Consider the following 19825-nt stretch of genomic DNA (forward strand, 5'->3'; position numbering starts at 1 on the left):
TCCGGTGCGGTCGACCGGATTCCGGGCGCTTCTCGCTAACGACAATCATTTCGGTTACGGTGCCGATCGAAGGGTTAGCGAATCGGAGGAGAGCCGTGAACCGCAACGAGCTGGTCGCCGGGGTGGCGCAGAAGGCGGGCATCCCGCGGAACCAGGCCGAGAAGGTCCTCGACGCGCTGGGCGACGTCGTCACCGAGGCCGTGCACAAGGGCGACAAGGTGTCGCTGACCGGTCTGCTCAGCATCGAGCGGGTGCTGCGCGCACCGCGCACCGGCCGCAACCCGCAGACCGGCGAACCGCTGGCGATCCCGGCCGGCTACTCCGTGCGCCTCTCGTGCGGCAGCCGTCTCAAGGCTGCCGCACGAGGTGACCTCCGGACCGTTTCCTGACCCCCGATCACCCCTTCAGGAAGCGGATCGGGTCGCACTGGCCGTCGTCGGCCGAGTGCTTGATCGGCGAGATCTGGACCGCGGTGGCCCAGTACTCCGTAGTTGGCGTCGGCGGTGTGGTGAACCGGGCGTTCGGCAGGTAGAGCCGGTTCCCGAACGCCGCCGCGGTGGTCGGTACGTCGAAGTCGTCACTGGTGATGCGCCGCTCCACCATCCCCTTGGTGCCGGCGGAGTTCAGGCTGACGACCGCGATCGTGTTCAGCCGGTTCTGGACGACGTACAGGGTCTTGCCGATGAGCAGCAGGCCGTCGCCGTTCGTCATCACCTCGGTGCCGAGATCGACGCGCGTCGTCACGCCGGTGCGCGGGTCGACCCGGAAGAGGAAACCGGTCGACGACTGCACGATGATCAGGCCGCGGCCGTCCGGCGTCAGCGAGATGCCGTTCGCGTTGGTGACGCCGGGCGTGTGCTGGTAGGCGCCGCTGAGCGGGACGGTCTTGACCGCGGACTGCCCGGCCAGCCGGCCGTGGCGGCCGAACGGAACCTTGTAGAGCACCGGCTGCTGCGAGTCGGTGAACCAGGCGGCGTCCTTGCCCAGGATCACGTCGTTCACGAACGTCGCGGTCGAGGTGGTGAACGTGTAGCTCTTCAGGATGCGGCCGGTGCGGAGGTCGACCACACGGCCGTTGCCGGCGCCGGCGCCGGCCACCCACAGCCGTCCGGAGCGGTCCACCTTCATTCCCAGGGAGGCGGTGCCCGGTCCCTGGCTGAACACCTTCCCGGTCCCGGTCTTCAGGTCGGCGCGGTAGATGTCACCGTCCACCCGCGAGCCGAAGAACGCCTTGCCGCCGGCGATCGCGATGCCTTCCGGCTGGAACCCGTCCGGCAGGTCGATGCGGGCCGGGAACTTGGTCGTGGTCTGCGTCGTGGTTTGGGTCGTGGTCTGGGTCATGGCCGGGGCGGCGTCGGCCGGCGAACTCACCAGGACCAGCAGCAGAGCGGGCACGCTCAGCACTGTGGTGAGCCGGCGGACAAGGTTAGACATGGGCGGGCCCTCCTGATCCGATGTCCTTTACAGGGACAACGGCGCATCCCTGTGGATGGTTCAAATCCTCGTCCGTGCGAGCGGGTACTGTCACTGGCAGCAACTCGACTTCGGGAACAAGGGGCAGGGATGACAGCAGGGATCGACAGTTCCGGCACGGTGCGCCCGCAGGACGATCTGTACCGGCACGCGAACGGGCAATGGCTGGCCGAGCACGAGATTCCGGCGGACAAGGCCATCTACGGCGCCTTCCATGCGCTGTGGGACACCGCCGAGCAGGACGTCCGTGCGATCGTCGAGAAGACCGTCGCGGCCGGGCATCCGGACGGCAGCGAGGCGCGCAAGATCGGCGACCTGTACGGCAGCTTCATGGACGAGGACACGATCGAGCGTCTCGGCGCGGAGCCGATCGCCGAGCAGCTGGCCCTGGTCCGCGCGATCGAGGACGTCCCCAGCCTGGTGTCGGCGCTCGGGCAGCTCGAGCTGCAAGGCGTGCCGGGCCTGTTCCACTACTGGGTCGACGCGGACGCGAAGAAGTCCGACGAGTACGTCGTGTACCTGATGCAGGGCGGCCTCAGCCTCCCGGACGAGTCGTACTACCGCGAGGACAACTTCGCCGGCGAGCGGACGGCGTACGTCGCGCATGTCGCGCGGATGCTGGAGCTGGCCGGACTGCCCGATCCGGCCGGGTCCGCCGAGCGGATCATGGAGCTGGAGACGCGGATCGCCGGCCACCACTGGGACCGGGTGAAGAACCGCGACGTCACGCTGACCTACAACAAGGTCGATCGGTCCGGCCTGGAGGCACTGACCCCGGAGTTCGACTGGTCGGTGTGGCTGGCGGGTGCCGGCGTACCGGAGAGCGCCTTCGAGCAGGTCGTCGTCCGTGAGCCGGACTTCTTCACCGGAGCCGCCGCGGCCGTGCAGGACGCCGGGCTGGACCGCTGGAAGGAGTGGCTCAGCTGGCGGATCGTGCACAGCGCGGCGCCGTTGCTGAGCAGGGCCTTCGTCGACGAGAACTTCGCCTTCTACGGCAAGACTCTGACCGGTGCCCCGGAGCTGCGCGAGCGCTGGAAGCGCGGCGTCGGTGTGGTCGAGCAGGCGCTGGGCGAGGCGCTCGGTCAGCTGTACGTCGCCGAGCACTTCCCGCCGGCCGCGAAGGCCCGGATGGTCGAACTGGTGCAGAACCTGGTCGAGGCCTACCGGCAGCGGATCGAAACGCTTGACTGGATGGGCGCGGACACCCGGCAGCGCGCGCTCGACAAGCTCGGCACGTTCATGCCGAAGATCGGCTACCCGGACAAGTGGAAGGACTACAGCGCGCTCGAGATCGACCCGGCCGACCTGTTCGGCAACGTCCGCCGCTCGGTCGCGGTGGAGACCGCGCGGGACCTGGCCAAGCTGGGTCAGCCGATGGACCGGACCGAGTGGAAGATGACGCCGCAGACGGTCAACGCGTACTACAACCCGCGGATGAACGAGATCGTCTTCCCGGCCGGCATCCTGCAGCCGCCGTTCTTCGACCTGGACGCCGACGACGCGGTCAACTACGGCGCGATCGGCGCGGTGATCGGGCACGAGATCGGCCACGGTTTCGACGACCAGGGCTCCAAGTACGACGGCGACGGCAACCTGAACGACTGGTGGACCGACGCGGACCGGACCGCGTTCGAGCAGCGCACCGACAAGCTCGTCGCGCAGTACGACGTCCTCGAGCCGGCCGAGACGCCCGGTCAGCACGTGAACGGCAAGCTCACCCTGGGCGAGAACATCGGCGACCTGGGCGGCCTGTCGATCGCGTACGTCGCCTACCAGTTGTCGCTGGACGGCGCCGAGCCGGCGCAGGCCGACGGGCAGCGGTTCTTCGTCTCCTGGGCGCACGCCTGGTCGACCAAGACCCGGCCGGAAGAGGCCGCGCGGCGGCTCGCGATCGACCCGCACTCGCCGCCCGAGTTCCGCTGCAACGCTGTGGTGAAGAACATCGACCAGTTCCACCAGACCTTCGACAGCACCGAAGGCGACGGCATGTGGCTCGCCCCCGAGGAACGCGTCCGGATCTGGTAGCAGACAAGCGAAAGGGGCCGCACCGATCCCGGTGCGGCCCCTTTCGGGCTGTGCTAGGAAGCCATCCAGTTCTGGATGCCCTCGATGTCGCGTGGCATCGCGTCGGAGAGGTTCTCGGCGCCGTCGTCGGTGACGAGGATGTCGTCCTCGATCCGGATGCCGATGCCGCGCAGATCCTCCGGCACGGTCAGGTCGTCGGCCTGGAAGTACAGACCCGGCTCGACCGTCAGCACGTAGCCGGTCTTCAGCTCGCCCTTGCGGTACTTCTCCGACCGCGCCGCCGAGCAGTCGTGCACGTCCAGACCGAGCATGTGGCTGACGCCGTGCAGCGTGTAGCGCTGGTAGAGCATGCTCTCCGGGTCGAGCGCCTCCTCGGCCGAGACCGGCAGCAGGCCCATCGCGTCGAGGCCGTGGACGATGACCTCCATCGCTGCCTCGTGCGGGGCGCGGAACCGCGCACCGGGCTTGACCGCCGCGATGCCGGCGTTCTGCGCGTCCAGCACCAGCTGGTAGAGCTCGCGCTGGCGCGGGGTGAACTCGCCGTTCACCGGCAGCGTGCGAGTGATGTCCGCCGTGTACAGCTGGCGGTTCTCGACGCCCATGTCGAGCAGCATCATCGTGCCGTTGTCGACGGTGCCGTCGTTCTCGATCCAGTGCAGCGTGGTCGCGTGCGGACCGGACGCGGCGATCGAGCTGTAGCCGAGATCGTTGCCCTCGGCCCGGGCCCGGCGGAAGAACGTGCCCTCGATCCAGCGTTCGCCGTACTCGCGGACCTTGTCCATCTCGGCCAGTACGTCGGAGAAGCCGCGGTGCGTGATCGCGACCGCGTCCCGGAGCTGCTCGAGCTCGAACGGATCCTTGACCAGCCGCAGCTCCGACAGCGTGGCCGCGAGCTCGTTGTCCTTGAGGTCGTCGGTCCGGGCGCCGGTCAGCAGCGACGCGATCGACGCGTCCTCGTCGCGCCGGACCCGGGTGGGTACGTCGCCCTTGAGCGCGTCCGCGAGCTGGTCGACGTGCCGGGTCTCGATCCCGAACTCCTTGGCGGTCTCGGTCAGCGACGGACGCCGGCCGGCCCACAGCTCGCCGTACATCCGGTCGCGCCAGAACTCCTCGCCCTCGCTGCGGTCCGCGCGGGGCCGGAAGTACAGCACCGAGTCGTGGCCGCTGGTGCCGTTCGGCTCCAGCACCAGGACGGCGTCGGAGGTCTGGTCGCCGGCCAGCCAGACGTAGTCGGTGTGCGGGCGGAAGACGAAGTCGGTGTCGTTCGAACGGACCTTGTAGGTGCCGGCCGGGATCACCAGTCGCTCACCCGGGAACGCCTGCGACAGCGCGTCCCGCCGCTTGGACGCCCACACGCCGACGTCGCTGAGCGTCACGTCGTGTCGCTCCGAGTCGGCCCAGCCCGAGTTCATGAACGCGCGCAGCTTCGGGTTCGGCTCGTTGTCGTGCGACGCGGTCTTCGGTGCGGATTCGCCGGTCGTGGCGGCGGTGGTGTCAGCGGTGGTCTCGCCGGGTTCGGTCATCCTGGACCAGTCCTGTCTCAGCGCGGGGTGTGCAGTTGGTCGCCCCGCAGCGTGCCGGAGTCGGGCAGCGCCTCGGCGGGGTCCGAGCCGATGCGGGTGATCGCATTGTGCTCGTCCACGAAGACTACGCTCGGTTCGAAGACCTTGGCCTCGGTGGTGTCGAACATCCCGTAGGCGATCAGGATGACCAGATCGCCCGGATGGATCAGGTGCGCCGCGGCCCCGTTGATCCCTACCACCCCGGACCCGCGCGGTCCCTCGATCAGGTACGTCGACAGCCGCTGGCCGTTGGTGATGTCGACGATGTCCACCTTCTCGCCGGGCAGCAGGTCGGCCGCATCCATCAGGTCCGCGTCCAGCGTGCACGACCCGACGTAGTGCAGATCCGCCTGCGTCACGGTCGCCCGGTGGACCTTCGACTTCATGATCTCGCGCAGCATGCGCGTCATGATCCCGGCAGGCCCGGATCCTGTCAGTGGCGGCGGTCACCCAACTACCGAGGTGTCCAGGGCGTCAGACTGTCCCAGAGGAGGGCGGCTCATGCGTGTGGTGATGCTGTGTGGTGGCGAGAGCTCGGAGCGAGATGTCTCGCTGTCCGGTGGCTGGGCGTTGGCGGGTGCGCTGACCGAGCGTGGCCACGAGGTGTCGGTGATCGACCCGGCGGCAGCCGAGCCGGTGCTCGTGGAGAGGGTGGAGGGGAACGGAACGTCGTACCCGATCCCGAAGACACCGCCTGTGATGGACGAGCAGCCGCTCTGGCGGGAGCGGATGTACGCCGCTCTCACCGGAGGCGACGTACTGCGGCGGATGCGCGCGGCGGACCGGGTCTTCATGGGACTGATCGGCGGCTGGAGCGAGGACGGGCACGTCCAGGCGCTGCTGGAGATGGCCGGCATCTCGTTCACCGGTGCGGGCAGTGCGACCTGCGCGCTCAGCTGGCAGAAGGACCGCTGCCAGGCACTGATCGGCGCGTACGGCGTCCCGGTCGCCGAGCGAGTCGTACTCCGGTCCGGCGCCGGGCTGCCGGACCGGGTGAAGGAGTTCCTGGACGCCGGACCAGTCGTGGTGAAGCCGATCGCGGACGGCTCGAGTGTCGACGTCCGCCAGGTCCGGACGCTCGAGGAGCTCGCCGCGATCACACCGCGGACCGACCTCCTGGTCGAGCCGTTCCTGCCCGGTCGTGAGTTCACCGTCGGCGTTGTCGGCGACCAGGTCCTGCCGGTGGTCGAGATCGAGCTGTCCACGGCGATCTTCGACTACGAGACGAAGTACCAGCCGGGTGCCGCGCGGGAGATCTGCCCGGCTGAGGTGACTCCGGACTTCGCCGCGCGGCTGCAGGAGTTGGCCCGCACCGCTCACGACGCGCTCGGCGCTCCGGCGTACTCGCGGGCGGACTTCCGCTGCGACGCGTCGGGCAGTCCCCACTGCCTCGAGGTGAACGCTCTGCCCGGCTTGGCTCCGGTCAGCCTCGTCCCGCGAGCGGCCGCCGCCCACGGCTGGAGCTACGCCGACCTGGCCGAGAAGATCCTGACGACCTAGAGTGCGGAGGCCTGCACTGCCAGCTCGCGTAGCGCCTCGTAGCGCGGACGAAGCGCGGCGACGCGGTCCACGTCGGCCGGAACCGGGTCGAGGTGCTCGCCGCCAGGCTGTGGTGACAGGCCGAGGGCCACAGCCGCGGCACCGCGCGCGCCGACCTCTGCTTCCGCGCAGACCGTGGTGGGCCGGGCGAAGGTCGCGGTGAGGCAGCGACGCCACCAGGCAGAGGCGTCGATGCCACCACCGCCGAGGACGACGGACAGCTCACGCCCGAACAGCGAGTCCAGCATCCGCAGCCCGCGGTCGACCTCCAGCGAGGCGCCCTGCATCGAGGCGGCCAACAGGTCCGCGGCGGTGTCGTCGAAGGACAGGCCGAAGTACGCCCCGGATCCGCTCGGCACCGTGGCCGGCGGCCTGGTCCCGGCCTGGAACGGGACCGCGATCACTCGCGTCGCCCCGATCTCCACACCGGTCGGCTCGTCCGAGGTCAGCCGCAGTACGCCGGTCAGCCAGGCATGCAGATTCCCCGCGGCCGAGAACGCCATCCCGGTCACTGCCCGCTTGTCGTCGACGCGGTACCGCCACAGCTCCCACGGCAGCTCCGGCGCGCCGTCGATCGGATGCACCACCCGCACCGCGGCCGATGTCCCCACGGTCACAGCAGCGGTCGTCTCGTCGTACCCACCGGTCCCGACGTTCGACGCGGCGCCGTCGCCGGTCGGCGGATGGACGGGTACGCCGACCAGGCCGGGCCATCGGCGTTCGTACTCGGGGGACAGGCGAGCGGTCCAGCCGGTCGGCACGATCGACGGCAACCGGTCAGCCTTGACCCCGGCGATCTCCAGCGCCTCGTCGTCATACTCGCCGGTGGCGAGGTCGAGGGTCCCGGTGCCGGAGGCGATCGACACCGACGTGACCCGCTCGCCGGTCAGCCGCTCGATCACGAGGTCGGGCAGACCGGCGAAGCCCGCCGGGGATCCTTCGGACAGCAGCCAAGGGATCCGCCGCGTCCAGTAGAGGCGGTGCAGCCAGGATCCGGTGCGCGCGTGGAAGGCGTGCTCGTCGAACGACGATCCCAGATCCAGGTCGACCGACCGCGTGTCCGCCCAGGTGACGACCGGCGTCAGTGCCTCGCCCTTGTTGTCCAGAGCAACGATCGAGTGCCACTGCGACGAGACCACGATCGCGCCGATGTCGTCCAGGTGCCCGTTCTGCTGGAGCTCGTCCACGCAGCCCAGCAGGCCCTCGACGTACTGGTGCAGGTCCAGCGTCGCCGAGCCGCCGGTGCCGTAGGTGGGGGAGATCTTGTGCCGGGCCAGCGCGCCCGGGACCGGCGCGGCGTCGCCGGCCGTCAGCACCAGGGCTCGCGACGACGACGTCCCGAAGTCGAGCGCGAGCACCCGGCCGTCAGTCGTCGTCATGCAGGGCCTTCAGGAAGGACTGGGCCCAGACGTTCACGTCGTGCGCGGCCAGGTGCTTGCGCATCGCCTTCATCCGGCGGCCGAGCTGGCGGTCGTCGGTGTTCATCGCGTCGACGATGGTGTCCTTCATGCCGTTGATGTCGTGCGGGTTCACCAGGAAAGCCTGCCGGAACTCGTCCGCGGCGCCGGCGAACTCGCTCAGCACCAGCGCGCCGGTGTCGTCGTACCGGCAGGCGACGTACTCCTTGGCGACCAGGTTCATGCCGTCACGCAGCGGCGTCACCACGGCCACGTCGGCGGCCCGGAACAGCGCGGCCATCTCGGTCCGCGAGTACGACGTGTGCTGGTAGTTGATCGCCGGAGTACCGATCCGGCCGTGCTCGCCGTTGATCCGGCCGACCAGCAGCTCGATCTCGTCGCGCAGCACCCGGTACTGCTCGACCCGCTCCCGCGACGGCGTCGCCACCTGGACGAACACCGCGTCGTCGACGGAAATGCGCTTCTCGTCCAGCAGTTCACCGAACGCGCGCAGGCGCTGCCGGATGCCCTTGGTGTAGTCGAGCCGGTCCACCCCGAGCAGGATGTGCGCCGGATCGCCGACCTCCTTGCGGATCTCGCGGGCGCGCTGGTCGGTCTCCGGCTGGCGGGCCAGCTGTTCCAGCTCGCCGACGTCGATGGAGATCGGGAACGCCTTGGCCCGGACGATCCGGTCGTCCGGCAGGTGGATGCGGTCGCCGCGGGTCCGCAGCCCCATCCGGTTGCGGGCCAGGCGGGCGAAGTTCGACGCGGCGCCAGGTCTCTGGAAGCCGACCAGATCCGCACCCATCAGCCCGTCCAGGATCTGCCGCCGCCACGGCATCTGCGCGAACAGCTCGGTCGGCGGGAACGGGATGTGCAGGAAGAAGCCGATCCGGACGTCCGGACGCAGCCGGCGCAGCATCGCCGGCACCAGCTGCAGCTGGTAGTCGTGCACCCAGACGTCGGCGTTGTCCTCGGCGGCGTCCGCCGCGGCCTCGGCGAACCGCCGGTTCACCGCGACGTACGACTCCCACCACTCACGATGGAACTCCGGCGCCACGATGACATCGTGGTACAGCGGCCAGAGCGTCGCGTTCGAGAAGCCCTCGTAGTACAGCTGGACGTCCTCGGCCGACAGCATCACCGGGACCAGGTGCATGCCGTCGTTCTCGAACGGGTCGACCTTCTCGTCGGCGCTCCCGGTCCAGCCGATCCACGCCCCGTGGGCCCGCTGCATCACCGGGGCCAGGGCGGTGACGAGACCACCTGGGCTGCGCCGCCACGCCGTACTGCCGTCGGGCATCTCGATCCGGTCGACCGGCAGCCGGTTGGCCACCACTACGAAGGAACTTCGTCCGTTCGGCATATTCAGTTCATCCACTCAGGTCGTCGTCGTCACCGGGGTAACGGACCCCGATCTGTCTCCGTGTCTCGTCGAGGAGCTCGAGGATCCCGACCGTGGCGGCATGCGGCAGCGACGGGACCTCGACCAGTCCATCGCGCAGCGCCTGCATCACTGCGGCGGCTTCGTAGTGGTACCCAAGCCCATGCGTCGGTACGTCGATCCGCTCCGCGCCGGACGCCGTACTGCGCACGTAGTACTCCGGGTGGTGGAAGCGGTGTGGGAGTTGCAGGCTGCCGTCGGGGCCACTCACCGAGGCTGTCCACGGGTTCTGTGAACGCAGGCCGCAGGTGATCGCGGCCACCGCGCCGGAGTCGTACCGCCAGGCCATGGCGACGTTCAGATCGATGCCGTCGTCGTTGAGCGAGCCGACCGCCTTGAGTTCGGCGGGTCGCCCGAGGGCCATATAGGTGAACGTCATCGGGTAGATGCCGCCGTCCATCAGCGAACCGCCGCCCAGCGCGGGGTCGAGCAGGCGTGCGGGCAGCGACGGCTTGTGGAACGCGAAATCCGCGACGACCTGCTGCGGTTCGCCGATCACCCCGCTGTGCAGATCGGCGAACATCGCCTGGATCACGGGGTTGGTCCGCATCCACATCGCCTCGGCGAACAACGTGTTGTGCTTGGTGGCGACTGCGATCAGGTCCCGGGCCTGCTCGGCGGTGAGTGTGACCGGCTTCTCACACAGGACCGCGATACCGGCCTGCAGTGCGGCGCGGGCGATCGCGTAGTGCTGTGGGTGCGGTGTACCGATGTAGATCACGTCGACGATGCCGGATTCAATCAGTCGGCGGTAGTCGTCGTACGCGTGCTCGATGCCGAACTCGGCGGCGAACCGGTCCGCGCTCTGCTGGGACCGGGACGAGACAGCGGTGACCACGGCGTCGTCGGCGAGTAGTTTCAGGTCCCTCGTGAACGACGTAGAGATGTTGCCAGTAGCAACAACGCCCCACCTGACGCGATCTACACCCACTGTGTGAACTCCGGGGTCGGAAACGGTCCGTCTGCCTTGATTCTCGCCGTTTCGAACGCGTGAGCCAAGCGAATGAGCGTGGCGTCACTCCGGCCGGTACCACTGAAGGTGATCCCGACCGGCAGTCCGGAGACCGTTCCGGACGGCACCGACAGCAGCGGATAGCCCGCCAGCGCGGCATGCGAGGACGAGCTTCCGAGCACGTGGTCGCCGTTCACCAGGTCGATCGTCCAGGCCGGCGAGTACGACGGCGAGACCAGGGCGTCGAGCTGGTTGTCCTGGAGCAGGTTGTCGATGCCGTCCCGGCCGGCCCGCAGCGCGGTCAGCCGGGAAGCGACGTAGATCGGGGAGCCCAGGCCCTCGGTCTCCGCGGCCCGCTCGAACAGCTCCTGACCGAACCACTGGAGCTCGACGTCCGCATGCTCCTTGTTGAACGCGATCAGGTCGTCCAGCGTGCGAGGACCCCCGGGCACGCGGGTGGACAGGTAGGCGGCCAGATCGACCTTCAGCTCGTGGGCCAGGACCTGCAACTGGTCCTCGTCGCCACCGGGCGTCGGCAGCGACAAGTGGTCCACCAGCGTGGCGCCACAGCGACTGAGGATCTCCAGGGCCCGCTCGCTGACCTCGTCGAGGCCGGTCGAGTACCCCCACAGCGGTCCTCGCGGTACGCCGATCCGCAGGTCACTGAGATCGTCACCACGGCAGTGCTCTGTGTAGTCGGTGTCACCGCCGGTCAGCACGGTCAGCAAGGCGGCGGCCTGGAACACGGTCCTGGTCATCGGCCCGGCCGTGTCCTGCGAGTGCGAGATCGGCACGATGCCCTGCTGCGAGACGAGGCCGACCGTGGGCTTCAGGCCGACGATGCCGTTCAGCGCGGCGGGGCAGACGATCGACCCGTTGGTCTCGGTGCCGATGGCATAGTCCGCCAGCCCGGCGGCCACGGCTGCGCCGGATCCACTCGAGGAGCCGCCGGCCGAGCGGTTCAGGGCGTACGGGTTGCGGGTCAGGCCGCCGTACGCGCTCCAGCCGGATGACGACGACGAGCCGCGGAAGTTGGCCCACTCGCTCAGGTTGGTCTTGCCGAGGACGACGCAGCCCGCCGCACGCAGCCGGCGGACCAGTGGGGCGTCCTCCGGTGGCGGCGGCTGATCGGCCAGCGCCAGCGAGCCGGCAGTCGTCGGCAGGTCGGCGGTGTCGACGTTGTCCTTGACCAGAATCGGTACGCCGTGCAGCGGGCCGCGGACGCGCCCATCGTCACGCTCTGTGTCGAGTTGGGCGGCATGGGTGAGAGCGGCAGTGTTCGGCGTGCAGATGGCGTTGACCAGCGGGTCCACCTCACGGCTCCTGGCCTGCAGCTCTTCTACCAGCGCCACGCTGGAGAGAGTTGAGCTCACAGCGTCGATCCTGCCAGAGTTGGCCACGTCTGGCTGTCCGCTCAACGACACGCTTCGTGTCGGTCATCGGTGAATGACATCGCTGTTGTTCAGCACGTACAGTGGAGCGCGGACGGACGATCACCGACCGCACAGGAGTCACCAACAGATGGACAGCGCCAACGCCAGCTCTCCCGGTCCTGCCGAGGCTGCGCCGCCGGCTCTCGCCGGGCTCTCCGAGCGTGACGGCGCCATCCTCGCCTTCGAGCGGCACTGGTGGAAGTACGCCGGTGCGAAGGAGCAGGCGATCCGGGACCAGTTCCAGATGTCGGCCACCCGGTACTACCAGGTCCTGAACGCACTGATCGACCGGCCCGAGGCTCTCGCCCACGATCCACTGCTGGTGAAACGGCTGCGCCGCCTGCGTGCCGCCCGGCAGCGAGCCCGCTCCGCACGCCGGCTGGGCATCGAGGTCTGAGAATGTCCCGCCCGACGGACGAACGGGGCCAGGTCCTCTCGTCCCTCGTCGCCGTGCTCGCCGTCGTCGCGATCGTCGCCGGCCTGCTGGTGCTGTTCGGCACGCGCGGTGGCGACAGCACCGCGGACCAGCCGTCCAGCGCGACCACCCCGAAGCCGAGCACCAAGCCGACGACCGGGCCGTCGACGATCGTCGCGAGCGTGCCGAAGCCCGGTGAATCCGAAACGCCGGCGCCTCCCACGACCGAGCCCACCGGTGCGCCGACTGAGGAGCCGACCCCTGAGCCGACGGAGCCGCCGTCGAGCGAGCCGACCACCGCGCCGCCGCCGGCCACCGAGCCGGCCATCCCGCCGGCTGAGCGGCCCGCGGTCGAGGTCTACAACAACACTGGGCGCAAGGGCCTGGCCGACTCGGTCGCAGGCCGGGCGCGGCAGGCCGGCTGGACCGTCGCCGGTGCCGACAACTGGCACGGCAAGATCGCCGAGAGCACCGTGTACTACCCGCCGGGCATGCTCGACGCCGCCAACCAGCTCGCCCGCGACCTGGGCATCAGCCGGACCAAGGGCGCGCTGGACAACATGAAGAAGGACCGCCTCACCGTGATCCTCACCTCGGACTACACCGGATGAGTACGCCGGTCATCCAGACGGACGCAGGTCAGGAGGGCTGGGAGGCGATCGTCGCCCACCCGGCCGGAGCCGTCATCTCGTCCGACTTCGACGGTGTGCTGTCGCCGCTGGTCGAGGACCCGGCGCGAGCCCGCCCGGTCGACGGGGCGCTGGACGCACTGGCCCGGCTGGCCCGGTCGGTCAAGCAGGTCGCGATCGTCACCGGTCGTCCGGCCCTGGTGGCGACCGAGCTCATGGGTGTCACCGGCCACGCTGGTTTGGGGAGTCTCGTCGTACTCGGGCACTACGGTCTGGAGCGGTGGGATGCGTCGACCGGCCGGGTGACCAGCGAGCCGGTGCCTGAGGGTGTCGCTGTGGCCCGCTCGCGGCTGCCGGGGCTGCTGCAGGAGGCCGGTCTGCCGGACGCGTTCGTCGAGGACAAAGAGAGCTCGCTGGCGGTCCACACCCGCCGGCTGCCGGATCCGGTCGGTGCGCTGGAGCGCCTGCGTATGCCGTTGACCGAGCTGGCCGCGGCCACTGAGCTGCGGCTGGAGCCGGGCAACCTGGTGCTCGAGCTGCGGCCGCCCGGCATCGACAAGGGCGTCGCGCTGCGCGGTCTGATCGAGGTCACCGGCGCTGAGTCGGTTCTGTACGCCGGGGACGACCTCGGCGACCTGGCGGCGTTCCGGGCGATCGACGAGCACCGCAAGGCCGGACTGCGCGCGGTGCTGCTGGCCACGCGGTCGTCCGGCGCGACCGAGCTGATCGAGGCCGCGGACATCGTGGTCGACGACCCGACCGGCGTGGTGACGGTCCTCACGGCCCTTTCGGACGCGATCGCAGCCCGCTGAACGCCTGGGTCAGGGTCTGACCGATCGGCTGGATCGGCCGCTCGACGTACCCGCCGTCCTTGAGGCTCGCCATCCGCTCGAACGGGTTGCGCGACGCCGGGTCGCCGGTGAGCAGGAACGACACGATCACGCCGACGACGTACAGCGGCAGCATCGGCAACCCGAGCAGGCAGAAGTACTGCCAGGAGTGCCGCTCCTCGTGCCGCACGAGAGCCTCGTCGTCGAAGTACGAGCGCTCGTGCTTGCTCAGCACCACGTTCCCGATCGTGAACGCCCCCGCCACCGGGAACTTGATCTTGTACCCGTTCGCGAAGTACAACCCCCGCGGCCCCCGACTCACCCGAGCCCGCCCGACAGCCCCCACCAGCAACCCAGCCACCGTCGACAGATTCAGGAAGTTCCCCACCACCTTCACCCACTGCCACCCACCCATGTGGTCAGTATCGAGCCGATGTCCTGATGTCTCAATTCTCAGGACATCGGGATCCCGGACTCGGCAATGCCATGGCCGGGACAACGGTGTGGGTCATCGACCGGCGGTGTACCGCTCGACGGGTAGTGCACCTGCGATACGCCGTACGCAGGACACGCCGTGCGCTCAGGTGCACTACGAGCGGCCCGACACTACCTGTCGATCTGCACGCCGCCTGCGCAGGGATGTCCGTGGGGTGAGTAAGACTTGGTGGGTGAGTTCGGTGGTGCGGGTTTGGCGGGCTGGGCGGATGGTTGATCCGCATTCGGTGATCGGAGGGTTGCGGAAGGGGCCTGGGGACCCTGCGTACTACTTCGAGGGGGGTCGTCGTACGGTCTGGCGGGCTACGCGAACGCCGGAGGGGCCGGTGCTCCTGCGACTGACGCCGTACGCCGGGGAAGTCGAGGCGGAGGCGTGGGGGCCGGGGGCCGCCTGGGTCCTCGACGGGGTGCCGGAGTTGCTGGGCGAGGCGGACAGCTGGGACGGGTTCGAGCCGTTGCCGGAGCATGGGGCGCTCGTGGATGCGGCTCGGCGGTTCCCGCATGTTCGGGTGCCGCGGACGCGGGCGGTGTTCGAGGCGATGGCGGCCGCGGGGATCGAGCAGGTCGTCACGGGCAAGGAGGCGTTCCGGGCCTGGCGGCTCCTGCTGCGTGAGTACGGCGAGCCGGCGCCAGGTCCGAGCACACGGGATGGGCGCGTGATGATGGTCCCGCCGTCGCCGGAGGAGTGGCGTCAGATCCCGTCGTGGCAGTGGCTGCGGGCCGGGGTGGAGGGCCGGCGTTCGCGGGTTGTGGTGACGGCTGCGACCCGGGCCAAGGCGTTGGAGCGGACGCTGGAGCTGACGGACTCGGCGGAGATCGAGCGGCGGCTGCGGTCGCTGCCGGGCGTCGGGGTGTGGACCGCGGCCGAGGTGCGGCAGCGGGCGCACGGTGACGCCGACGCGTTCTCGTTCGCGGACTACCACGTGTCCCGCGACGTGTCGTACGCGCTGATCGGCGAGGAACTCGACGACGACGGGTGCGCCGAGCTGATCGAGCCGTACCGAGGCCACCGGTTCCGGGTGCAGCGGCTCCTCGAGATGGCCGGCATCCGCCACCCCCGCTACGGCCCGCGCAAGTCCCTGCCCACGCACACCCCGGGCGCGACCCATCGCTTGAGGTAGCCGTCGCCGGGGCACTGGAGCGCCACCATGACAATCAACGGGGACGGGCTCTACCTGGTGGCAGGGCTGGCGCTGCTGCTCGGCGCAGTGCTCCCGCGTCTACTTCGCCGGTACGCCGTCTCCGCGCCGATCGCGTTTCTCGGCGCCGGCCTGCTGCTCGGCCTGGCGGTCGGCGACCGGGAGCTCAGCCCGCTCGCCCAACCCGAGGTCACCAAGCACCTGGCCGAACTGACGGTGATCGTCGCCCTGATGGGCGTCGGCCTGGCCATCGACCGCCCGATCAGCCTGCTGCAGTGGAGGGTCACCTGGCGACTGCTGTTCGTCGCGATGCCCGCAGGGGTCGCCGCGTTGACCGGAGTCGGCTGGCTGCTCGGCCTCGCGCCGGCGACGGCGCTGCTCATCGCCGCCGTACTGGCGCCCACCGATCCGGTGCTGGCGTCCGACGTCCAGGTCGGCGGGCCGACCACCGGAGAGGATGCCGAGCTCGACGAGGACGACGAAGTACGGTTCGCGCTCACCTCCGAGGCCGGCCTGAACGACGGTCTGGCCGCTCCGCTCGTCTACCTCGCCGTGTTCATCGCCGCCAAGAGCTTCTCGCCGGTCGAGTGGCTGGCCTGGGACGTGGTCGGCAAGTCGGTCATCGGAGTCGCCGTCGGCTTCGGATCGGGTTGGTTGCTAGGGAGGATGACCTTCTCGGCCCCGGCGCGGAGCTTCCGCCTGGCGGACTCCCGAGAGCCGGTGCTGGCGCTGGCCATGACCCTTGGCGTCTACGGGCTCACCGAGGTCCTGCACGGCTACGGCTTCATCGCGGTGTTCGTCGCGGCGCTCACGCTCCGGTCCGCCGAGCGTCGTCACGACTTCCACGAGGAGTTGCACGACTTCATCGGTGAGCTCGAACACATCCTGACCTGGGGAGTGTTGCTGCTCCTCGGTGTCGCGATCACCGGTGGTCTGCTCGGGCCACTCACGCCGGCCGGCGCGGCGATCGGCGTACTGCTCGTGCTGGTGGTGCGCCCGCTGCTTGCCTGGCTGTCGCTCGCGCGGACGGAGCTGGACCGGTCGGAGCGCTGGGTGACCGCGGCCTTCGGGGTCCGTGGAGTGTCGTCGGTGTACTACCTTGCAGCGGTCGGCGCGGACTTCCGCTCCGAGCTGCCGTGGTTGTGGGCGACGCTCGGTTTCACCGTGGTCCTGAGCGTCGTCCTGCACGGCATCGCGGCCACGCCGGTGATGCACTTCCTGGAACAGCGGAGTCCGTGATGCCGATCCAGGCGGTACGGCGCTGAGATCCGGCGTCTCGGATGGTGGGAAGTGAAGACACAATATGGACCCGATTGGGTAATCTCGGGGGAGCTCATCCAGAGGGACTGAGGGAAACGGCCCGTTGACGTCCCGGCAACCCTCCCCGTTGAGGTCCAATCCGGGACCCTCGCGGCGGAACGGTGCCAAATCCGTCCCGCGCCGAGATCCGGTCCGGGGAAGATGAGAGGGGAACCTCACTCATGAGCCTGACCGCCGCCACCCACACGATCCGTGAAGGTGCCTTCGGCAACGGTACGCACCTGAGCTGTCGCGCCTGTGGGGCGAAGTCGCCGCTCGGTCCGTTCTACGCCTGTATGGAGTGCTTCGGTCCACTCGAGGTCGGGTACGACTACCCGGCGATCACCCGCGAGCAGATCGAGGCCGGACCCAAGAACATCTGGCGCTACCAGCCGCTGCTGCCCGTCCCGGTCGACGTGGCCAGCTTCCCGAACACCGAGCCGGGCTACACCCGGCTGATCGACGCCGGCAACCTCGCCCGCGAGCTCGGCCTTCGCAAACTGTGGGTCAAGGACGACTCGGGCAACCCGACCCACTCCTTCAAGGACCGCGTGGTCGCGTCCGCCCTGAGCGCCACCCGCGAGCTCGGCATGAAGGTCTTCGCCTGCCCCTCCACCGGCAACCTGGCCAACGCCGTCGCCGCGGCCGCCGCCCGGGCCGGCATCCGCTCGGTCGTGTTCATCCCGCACGACCTCGAGCGCCCGAAGGTGATCACCACCGCCGTGTACGGCGGCACCCTGGTCGCCGTCGAGGGCAACTACGACGACGTGAACAAGCTGGCGTCGGAGATCGCCGGCGAGGAGGAGGGCTGGGCGTTCGTCAACGTCAACGTCCGCCCGTACTACTCCGAGGGTTCCAAGACGCTGGCCTTCGAGATCGCCGAGCAGCTCGGCTGGCGGCTGCCGCAGCAGATCGTCGTCCCGGTCGCCTCCGGTTCGCAGCTGACCAAGATCGACAAGGGCTTCACCGAGCTCGGCAAGCTCGGCCTTGTCGACGCCACCGACTACAAGGTGTACGGCGCGCAGGCGACCGGCTGCTCGCCCGTCGCGCAGGCGTTCCGCGACGGCCACGACGTGGTCAAGCCGGTGAAGCCGTCGACGATCGCGAAGTCGCTGGCGATCGGCAACCCGGCCGACGGTCCGTACGTGCTGGACGTCGCCCGCCGTACCGGCGGTGTGATCGCGGACGTCAGCGACGAGGAAGTGGTCGAGGGCATCCAGTTGCTGGCACGGACCGAGGGCATCTTCACCGAGACCGCGGGTGGGGTGACGGTCGCGACGCTGAAGAAGCTGATCGAGACCGGTCAGCTCGACCCCGAGGCCGAGACGGTGATCATCAACTCCGGCGACGGGCTGAAGACGCTCGACGCCGTGGCCGACCGGGTCGGCCCCAAGGTGACCATCCCCGCGTCGTACGACGCCTTCGTGAAGGCAGGCCTGCAGTGAGCGTGAGCGTACGGGTCCCGACCATCCTGCGGCCCTACACCCAGGGCGCGTCCGAGGTGTCCGCCGAGGGCGCGACGCTGGTCGAGGTGCTCGACTCGCTGGACAGCTCCTACCCCGGGATCAAGGGCCGGGTGCTGGACGAGTCGGGTGAGCTGCGCCGGTTCGTGAACGTGTACGTCGACGATGACGACGTACGGTTCGCCGACGGCCTGCAGACCTCGATCAAGGACGGCGGTCAGGTCTCGATCATCCCCGCGGTCGCCGGCGGCTGATCTGTTGTTCCGGGCGTGCATCGTCCGGAATGGGCGCTAGCGTCGCCTGCATGGCGACTCACTGGACCATTGGCGGGGATGCGGCCGATCCGCGGCGGCTGGCGGAGTTCTGGGCGGCCGCGCTCGGCTACATCCTCGAGCCCGGGTACGACGACCCGGACGGAGCCTCGATCGTCGATCCCGATGACGTGGGACCGGCGATCGGGTTCCTCCGGGTGCCCGAGCCCAAGACCTCGAAGAACCGGCTGCACATCGACATCCGCGTGGCCGGTCCTGGCGAGCGCGACGCCGCCTCCGCGCAACGCATGCGCACGAAGGCCGCCGCGTTGGTCGAGCTCGGCGCGACCCAGGTACGGGAGGACTTCTACGGCCCCGAACTCGGCCACATCGTGATGCTCGATCCCGAGGGCAACGAGTTCTGCGTGGGCTGACTACGATGCCGCCATGCGCGCTGTCGTTGTCGAGGAGTACGGCGTACTGCCCGTCGTACAAGAGGTTCCGCGGCCCGAGCCGGCGGATGGTTCGGTCGTTCTGAAGGTCGAGGCGACCGGGTTGTGCCGGAGCGACTGGCACGGGTGGATGGGACACGACTCGGACATCGTGTTGCCGCATGTGCCGGGGCATGAGCTCGCCGGGACGATCGCTGCGGTCGGGTCCGGCGTACAGGGGTGGCGGGTCGGGGAGCGGGTGACGACGCCGTTCATCTGTGCGTGTGGTGCGTGTGAGCAGTGCCGCGAGGGGAATCAGCAGGTCTGCCCGAATCAGCTGCAGCCTGGGTTCAACTACTGGGGCTCGTTCGCGGAGTACGTCGCCGTGCCCTACGCCGAGGTGAATCTCGTCAGGCTCCCCGACGACTTGGACTTCGCGACCGCGGCCGGCCTCGGGTGCCGCTTCGCCACGTCGTTCCGCGCAATCCACCAGGTGGGCAAGGTGGTCGCCGGGGAGAACGTGGTGATCTTCGGCTGCGGCGGCGTCGGTCTGTCGGCCGTCATGATCGCCGCGGCTCTCGGTGCGCGGGTGATCGCCGTCGACACCAATCCCGATGCGTTGAAGCTCGCCCGCGAGTACGGCGCATCCGACACGCTGCAAGCCTCGTCGACCACCGTGGAGGAGATCCGGGATCTCGGTGGCGCACACGTGACGATGGACGCTCTCGGCTCCAACGACATCGTCCAGCAGGCCCTGCACGCACTGAAACCCCGTGGCCGCCACCTCCAGGTCGGCCTCCTGCCGTCGGGAGTGCAGCTGGACGTAGGCCGCCTCATCGGCCAGGAACTCCAATGGCTCGGCAGCCACGGCATGCCTGCGCACGCCTACCCCGAAATGCTCGCCTTAGTTGCCAACGGCAACCTCAAGCCCGCGGACCTGATCACCCGCACCATCACGCTCGACGAAACTCCGGCCGCCCTGGCCGCCCTGTCGACCGGCACCCCAGCCGGCGTCACCGTCATCCACCCCGGCACCCGCTGATGGGCG

Annotated in this window: 20 protein-coding genes and 1 riboswitch; of the genes, 12 read left to right on the forward strand and 8 right to left on the reverse strand. The window is 69.4% G+C overall.

The genetic code is table 11. From position 1 onward, the window contains the following. Nucleotides 1-95 precede the first annotated feature (95 nt). Nucleotides 96-389: an HU family DNA-binding protein gene (locus ACGFH6_RS34760; protein WP_131352976.1), complete on the forward strand. Its 294-nt coding sequence runs from the start codon at nt 96-98 to the stop codon at nt 387-389. Nucleotides 390-396: 7 nt separating this feature from the next. Here ACGFH6_RS34760 and ACGFH6_RS34765 read toward each other — a convergent pair whose 3' ends face one another. Then, a complete protein-coding gene (locus ACGFH6_RS34765; protein ID WP_393392638.1) occupies nt 397-1434 on the reverse strand; it encodes an SMP-30/gluconolactonase/LRE family protein in 1038 nt (345 codons plus the stop codon). A gap of 129 nt (nt 1435-1563) precedes the next feature. On the opposite strand from ACGFH6_RS34765, the gene ACGFH6_RS34770 reads away from it, so the two are divergent. Continuing rightward, nucleotides 1564-3498 carry a M13 family metallopeptidase gene (locus ACGFH6_RS34770; RefSeq protein WP_393392641.1) on the forward strand — a complete coding sequence of 645 codons (1935 nt, stop codon included), beginning with the start codon at nt 1564-1566 and terminating at the stop codon, nt 3496-3498. A gap of 53 nt (nt 3499-3551) precedes the next feature. On the opposite strand, the gene ACGFH6_RS34775 is transcribed toward ACGFH6_RS34770, so the two are convergent. Continuing rightward, complete coding sequence (locus tag ACGFH6_RS34775) at nt 3552-5021, reverse strand: aminopeptidase P family protein (RefSeq protein ID WP_393392644.1); 1470 nt, start codon at nt 5019-5021, stop codon at nt 3552-3554. A 17-nt stretch (nt 5022-5038) separates the two neighbouring features. After that, nucleotides 5039-5461, reverse strand: a complete 423-nt coding sequence (panD, locus tag ACGFH6_RS34780; protein WP_393392647.1) for an aspartate 1-decarboxylase — start codon at nt 5459-5461, stop codon at nt 5039-5041. Between the two features lie 100 nt (nt 5462-5561). Between panD and ACGFH6_RS34785 the strand changes: the two genes are divergently transcribed. Continuing rightward, nucleotides 5562-6560, forward strand: a complete 999-nt coding sequence (locus ACGFH6_RS34785) for a hypothetical protein (RefSeq protein ID WP_393392649.1) — start codon at nt 5562-5564, stop codon at nt 6558-6560. Here the strand turns inward: ACGFH6_RS34785 and ACGFH6_RS34790 are convergent. The 4 genes from ACGFH6_RS34790 to ACGFH6_RS34805 are packed head-to-tail and all read right to left on the reverse strand — an operon-like array spanning nt 6557 to nt 11765. Then, nucleotides 6557-7978, reverse strand: coding sequence for an FGGY family carbohydrate kinase (locus tag ACGFH6_RS34790; protein ID WP_393392651.1), 1422 nt, complete (start codon nt 7976-7978; stop codon nt 6557-6559). The two genes, ACGFH6_RS34785 and ACGFH6_RS34790, sit on opposite strands and share 4 nt — an antisense overlap. Next, a complete protein-coding gene (locus ACGFH6_RS34795; protein ID WP_393392653.1) occupies nt 7965-9362 on the reverse strand; it encodes a trehalose-6-phosphate synthase in 1398 nt (465 codons plus the stop codon). The genes ACGFH6_RS34790 and ACGFH6_RS34795 overlap by 14 nt, the downstream gene beginning before the upstream one ends. A 7-nt stretch (nt 9363-9369) precedes the next feature. Further along, a complete protein-coding gene (locus tag ACGFH6_RS34800) occupies nt 9370-10371 on the reverse strand; it encodes a Gfo/Idh/MocA family protein (protein ID WP_393392655.1) in 1002 nt (333 codons plus the stop codon). Next, on the reverse strand, nt 10362-11765 hold the full coding sequence (locus ACGFH6_RS34805) for an amidase (RefSeq protein ID WP_393392658.1): 1404 nt from the start codon (nt 11763-11765) through the stop codon (nt 10362-10364). Before ACGFH6_RS34805 ends, ACGFH6_RS34800 begins: the two co-directional genes overlap by 10 nt. Before the next feature lie 148 nt (nt 11766-11913). Here ACGFH6_RS34805 and ACGFH6_RS34810 point away from each other — a divergent pair, with 148 nt between their 5' ends. The 3 genes from ACGFH6_RS34810 to otsB are packed head-to-tail and all read left to right on the forward strand — an operon-like array spanning nt 11914 to nt 13681. After that, nucleotides 11914-12222, forward strand: coding sequence for a DUF3263 domain-containing protein (locus ACGFH6_RS34810; protein ID WP_393392660.1), 309 nt, complete (start codon nt 11914-11916; stop codon nt 12220-12222). A 2-nt stretch (nt 12223-12224) separates the two neighbouring features. After that, the gene (locus ACGFH6_RS34815; protein ID WP_393392663.1) at nt 12225-12851 is read left to right on the forward strand and encodes a LytR C-terminal domain-containing protein; all 627 of its coding nucleotides are present in this window, start codon (nt 12225-12227) and stop codon (nt 12849-12851) included. Next, complete coding sequence (gene otsB, locus ACGFH6_RS34820) at nt 12848-13681, forward strand: trehalose-phosphatase (RefSeq protein ID WP_393392666.1); 834 nt, start codon at nt 12848-12850, stop codon at nt 13679-13681. The genes ACGFH6_RS34815 and otsB overlap by 4 nt, the downstream gene beginning before the upstream one ends. Here otsB and ACGFH6_RS34825 read toward each other — a convergent pair. Beyond that, nucleotides 13647-14114 carry a hypothetical protein gene (locus ACGFH6_RS34825; RefSeq protein WP_393392669.1) on the reverse strand — a complete coding sequence of 156 codons (468 nt, stop codon included), beginning with the start codon at nt 14112-14114 and terminating at the stop codon, nt 13647-13649. The two genes, otsB and ACGFH6_RS34825, sit on opposite strands and share 35 nt — an antisense overlap. A gap of 406 nt (nt 14115-14520) precedes the next feature. Between ACGFH6_RS34825 and ACGFH6_RS34830 the strand changes: the two genes are divergently transcribed. The 6 genes from ACGFH6_RS34830 to ACGFH6_RS34855 all read left to right on the forward strand — a co-directional run bounded on the left by ACGFH6_RS34830 (nt 14521) and on the right by ACGFH6_RS34855 (nt 19819). After that, nucleotides 14521-15315: a DNA-3-methyladenine glycosylase family protein gene (locus tag ACGFH6_RS34830; RefSeq protein WP_393392672.1), complete on the forward strand. Its 795-nt coding sequence runs from the start codon at nt 14521-14523 to the stop codon at nt 15313-15315. Between the two features lie 27 nt (nt 15316-15342). Continuing rightward, nucleotides 15343-16572, forward strand: coding sequence for a cation:proton antiporter (locus tag ACGFH6_RS34835; protein WP_393392675.1), 1230 nt, complete (start codon nt 15343-15345; stop codon nt 16570-16572). 91 nt (nt 16573-16663) lie between these two features. Beyond that, nucleotides 16664-16801: riboswitch (SAM riboswitch) on the forward strand. A 13-nt stretch (nt 16802-16814) separates the two neighbouring features. Beyond that, nucleotides 16815-18077 (forward strand): threonine synthase, encoded by a 1263-nt coding sequence (thrC, locus tag ACGFH6_RS34840; RefSeq protein WP_393392678.1) that lies wholly within the window; start codon nt 16815-16817, stop codon nt 18075-18077. After that, nucleotides 18074-18349, forward strand: a complete 276-nt coding sequence (locus ACGFH6_RS34845) for a ubiquitin-like small modifier protein 1 (RefSeq protein WP_360451231.1) — start codon at nt 18074-18076, stop codon at nt 18347-18349. The genes thrC and ACGFH6_RS34845 overlap by 4 nt, the downstream gene beginning before the upstream one ends. A gap of 50 nt (nt 18350-18399) precedes the next feature. Beyond that, a complete protein-coding gene (locus ACGFH6_RS34850) occupies nt 18400-18780 on the forward strand; it encodes a VOC family protein (protein ID WP_393392681.1) in 381 nt (126 codons plus the stop codon). 13 nt (nt 18781-18793) lie between these two features. Beyond that, entirely contained in the window at nt 18794-19819 is a 1026-nt protein-coding gene (locus ACGFH6_RS34855) for a zinc-dependent alcohol dehydrogenase family protein (RefSeq protein ID WP_393392684.1), read from the forward strand. The last annotated feature ends 6 nt before the right edge of the window (nt 19820-19825 follow it).

The sequence above is a fragment of the Kribbella sp. NPDC049227 genome, assembly GCF_043197265.1.
Lineage (GTDB): Bacteria > Actinomycetota > Actinomycetes > Propionibacteriales > Kribbellaceae > Kribbella.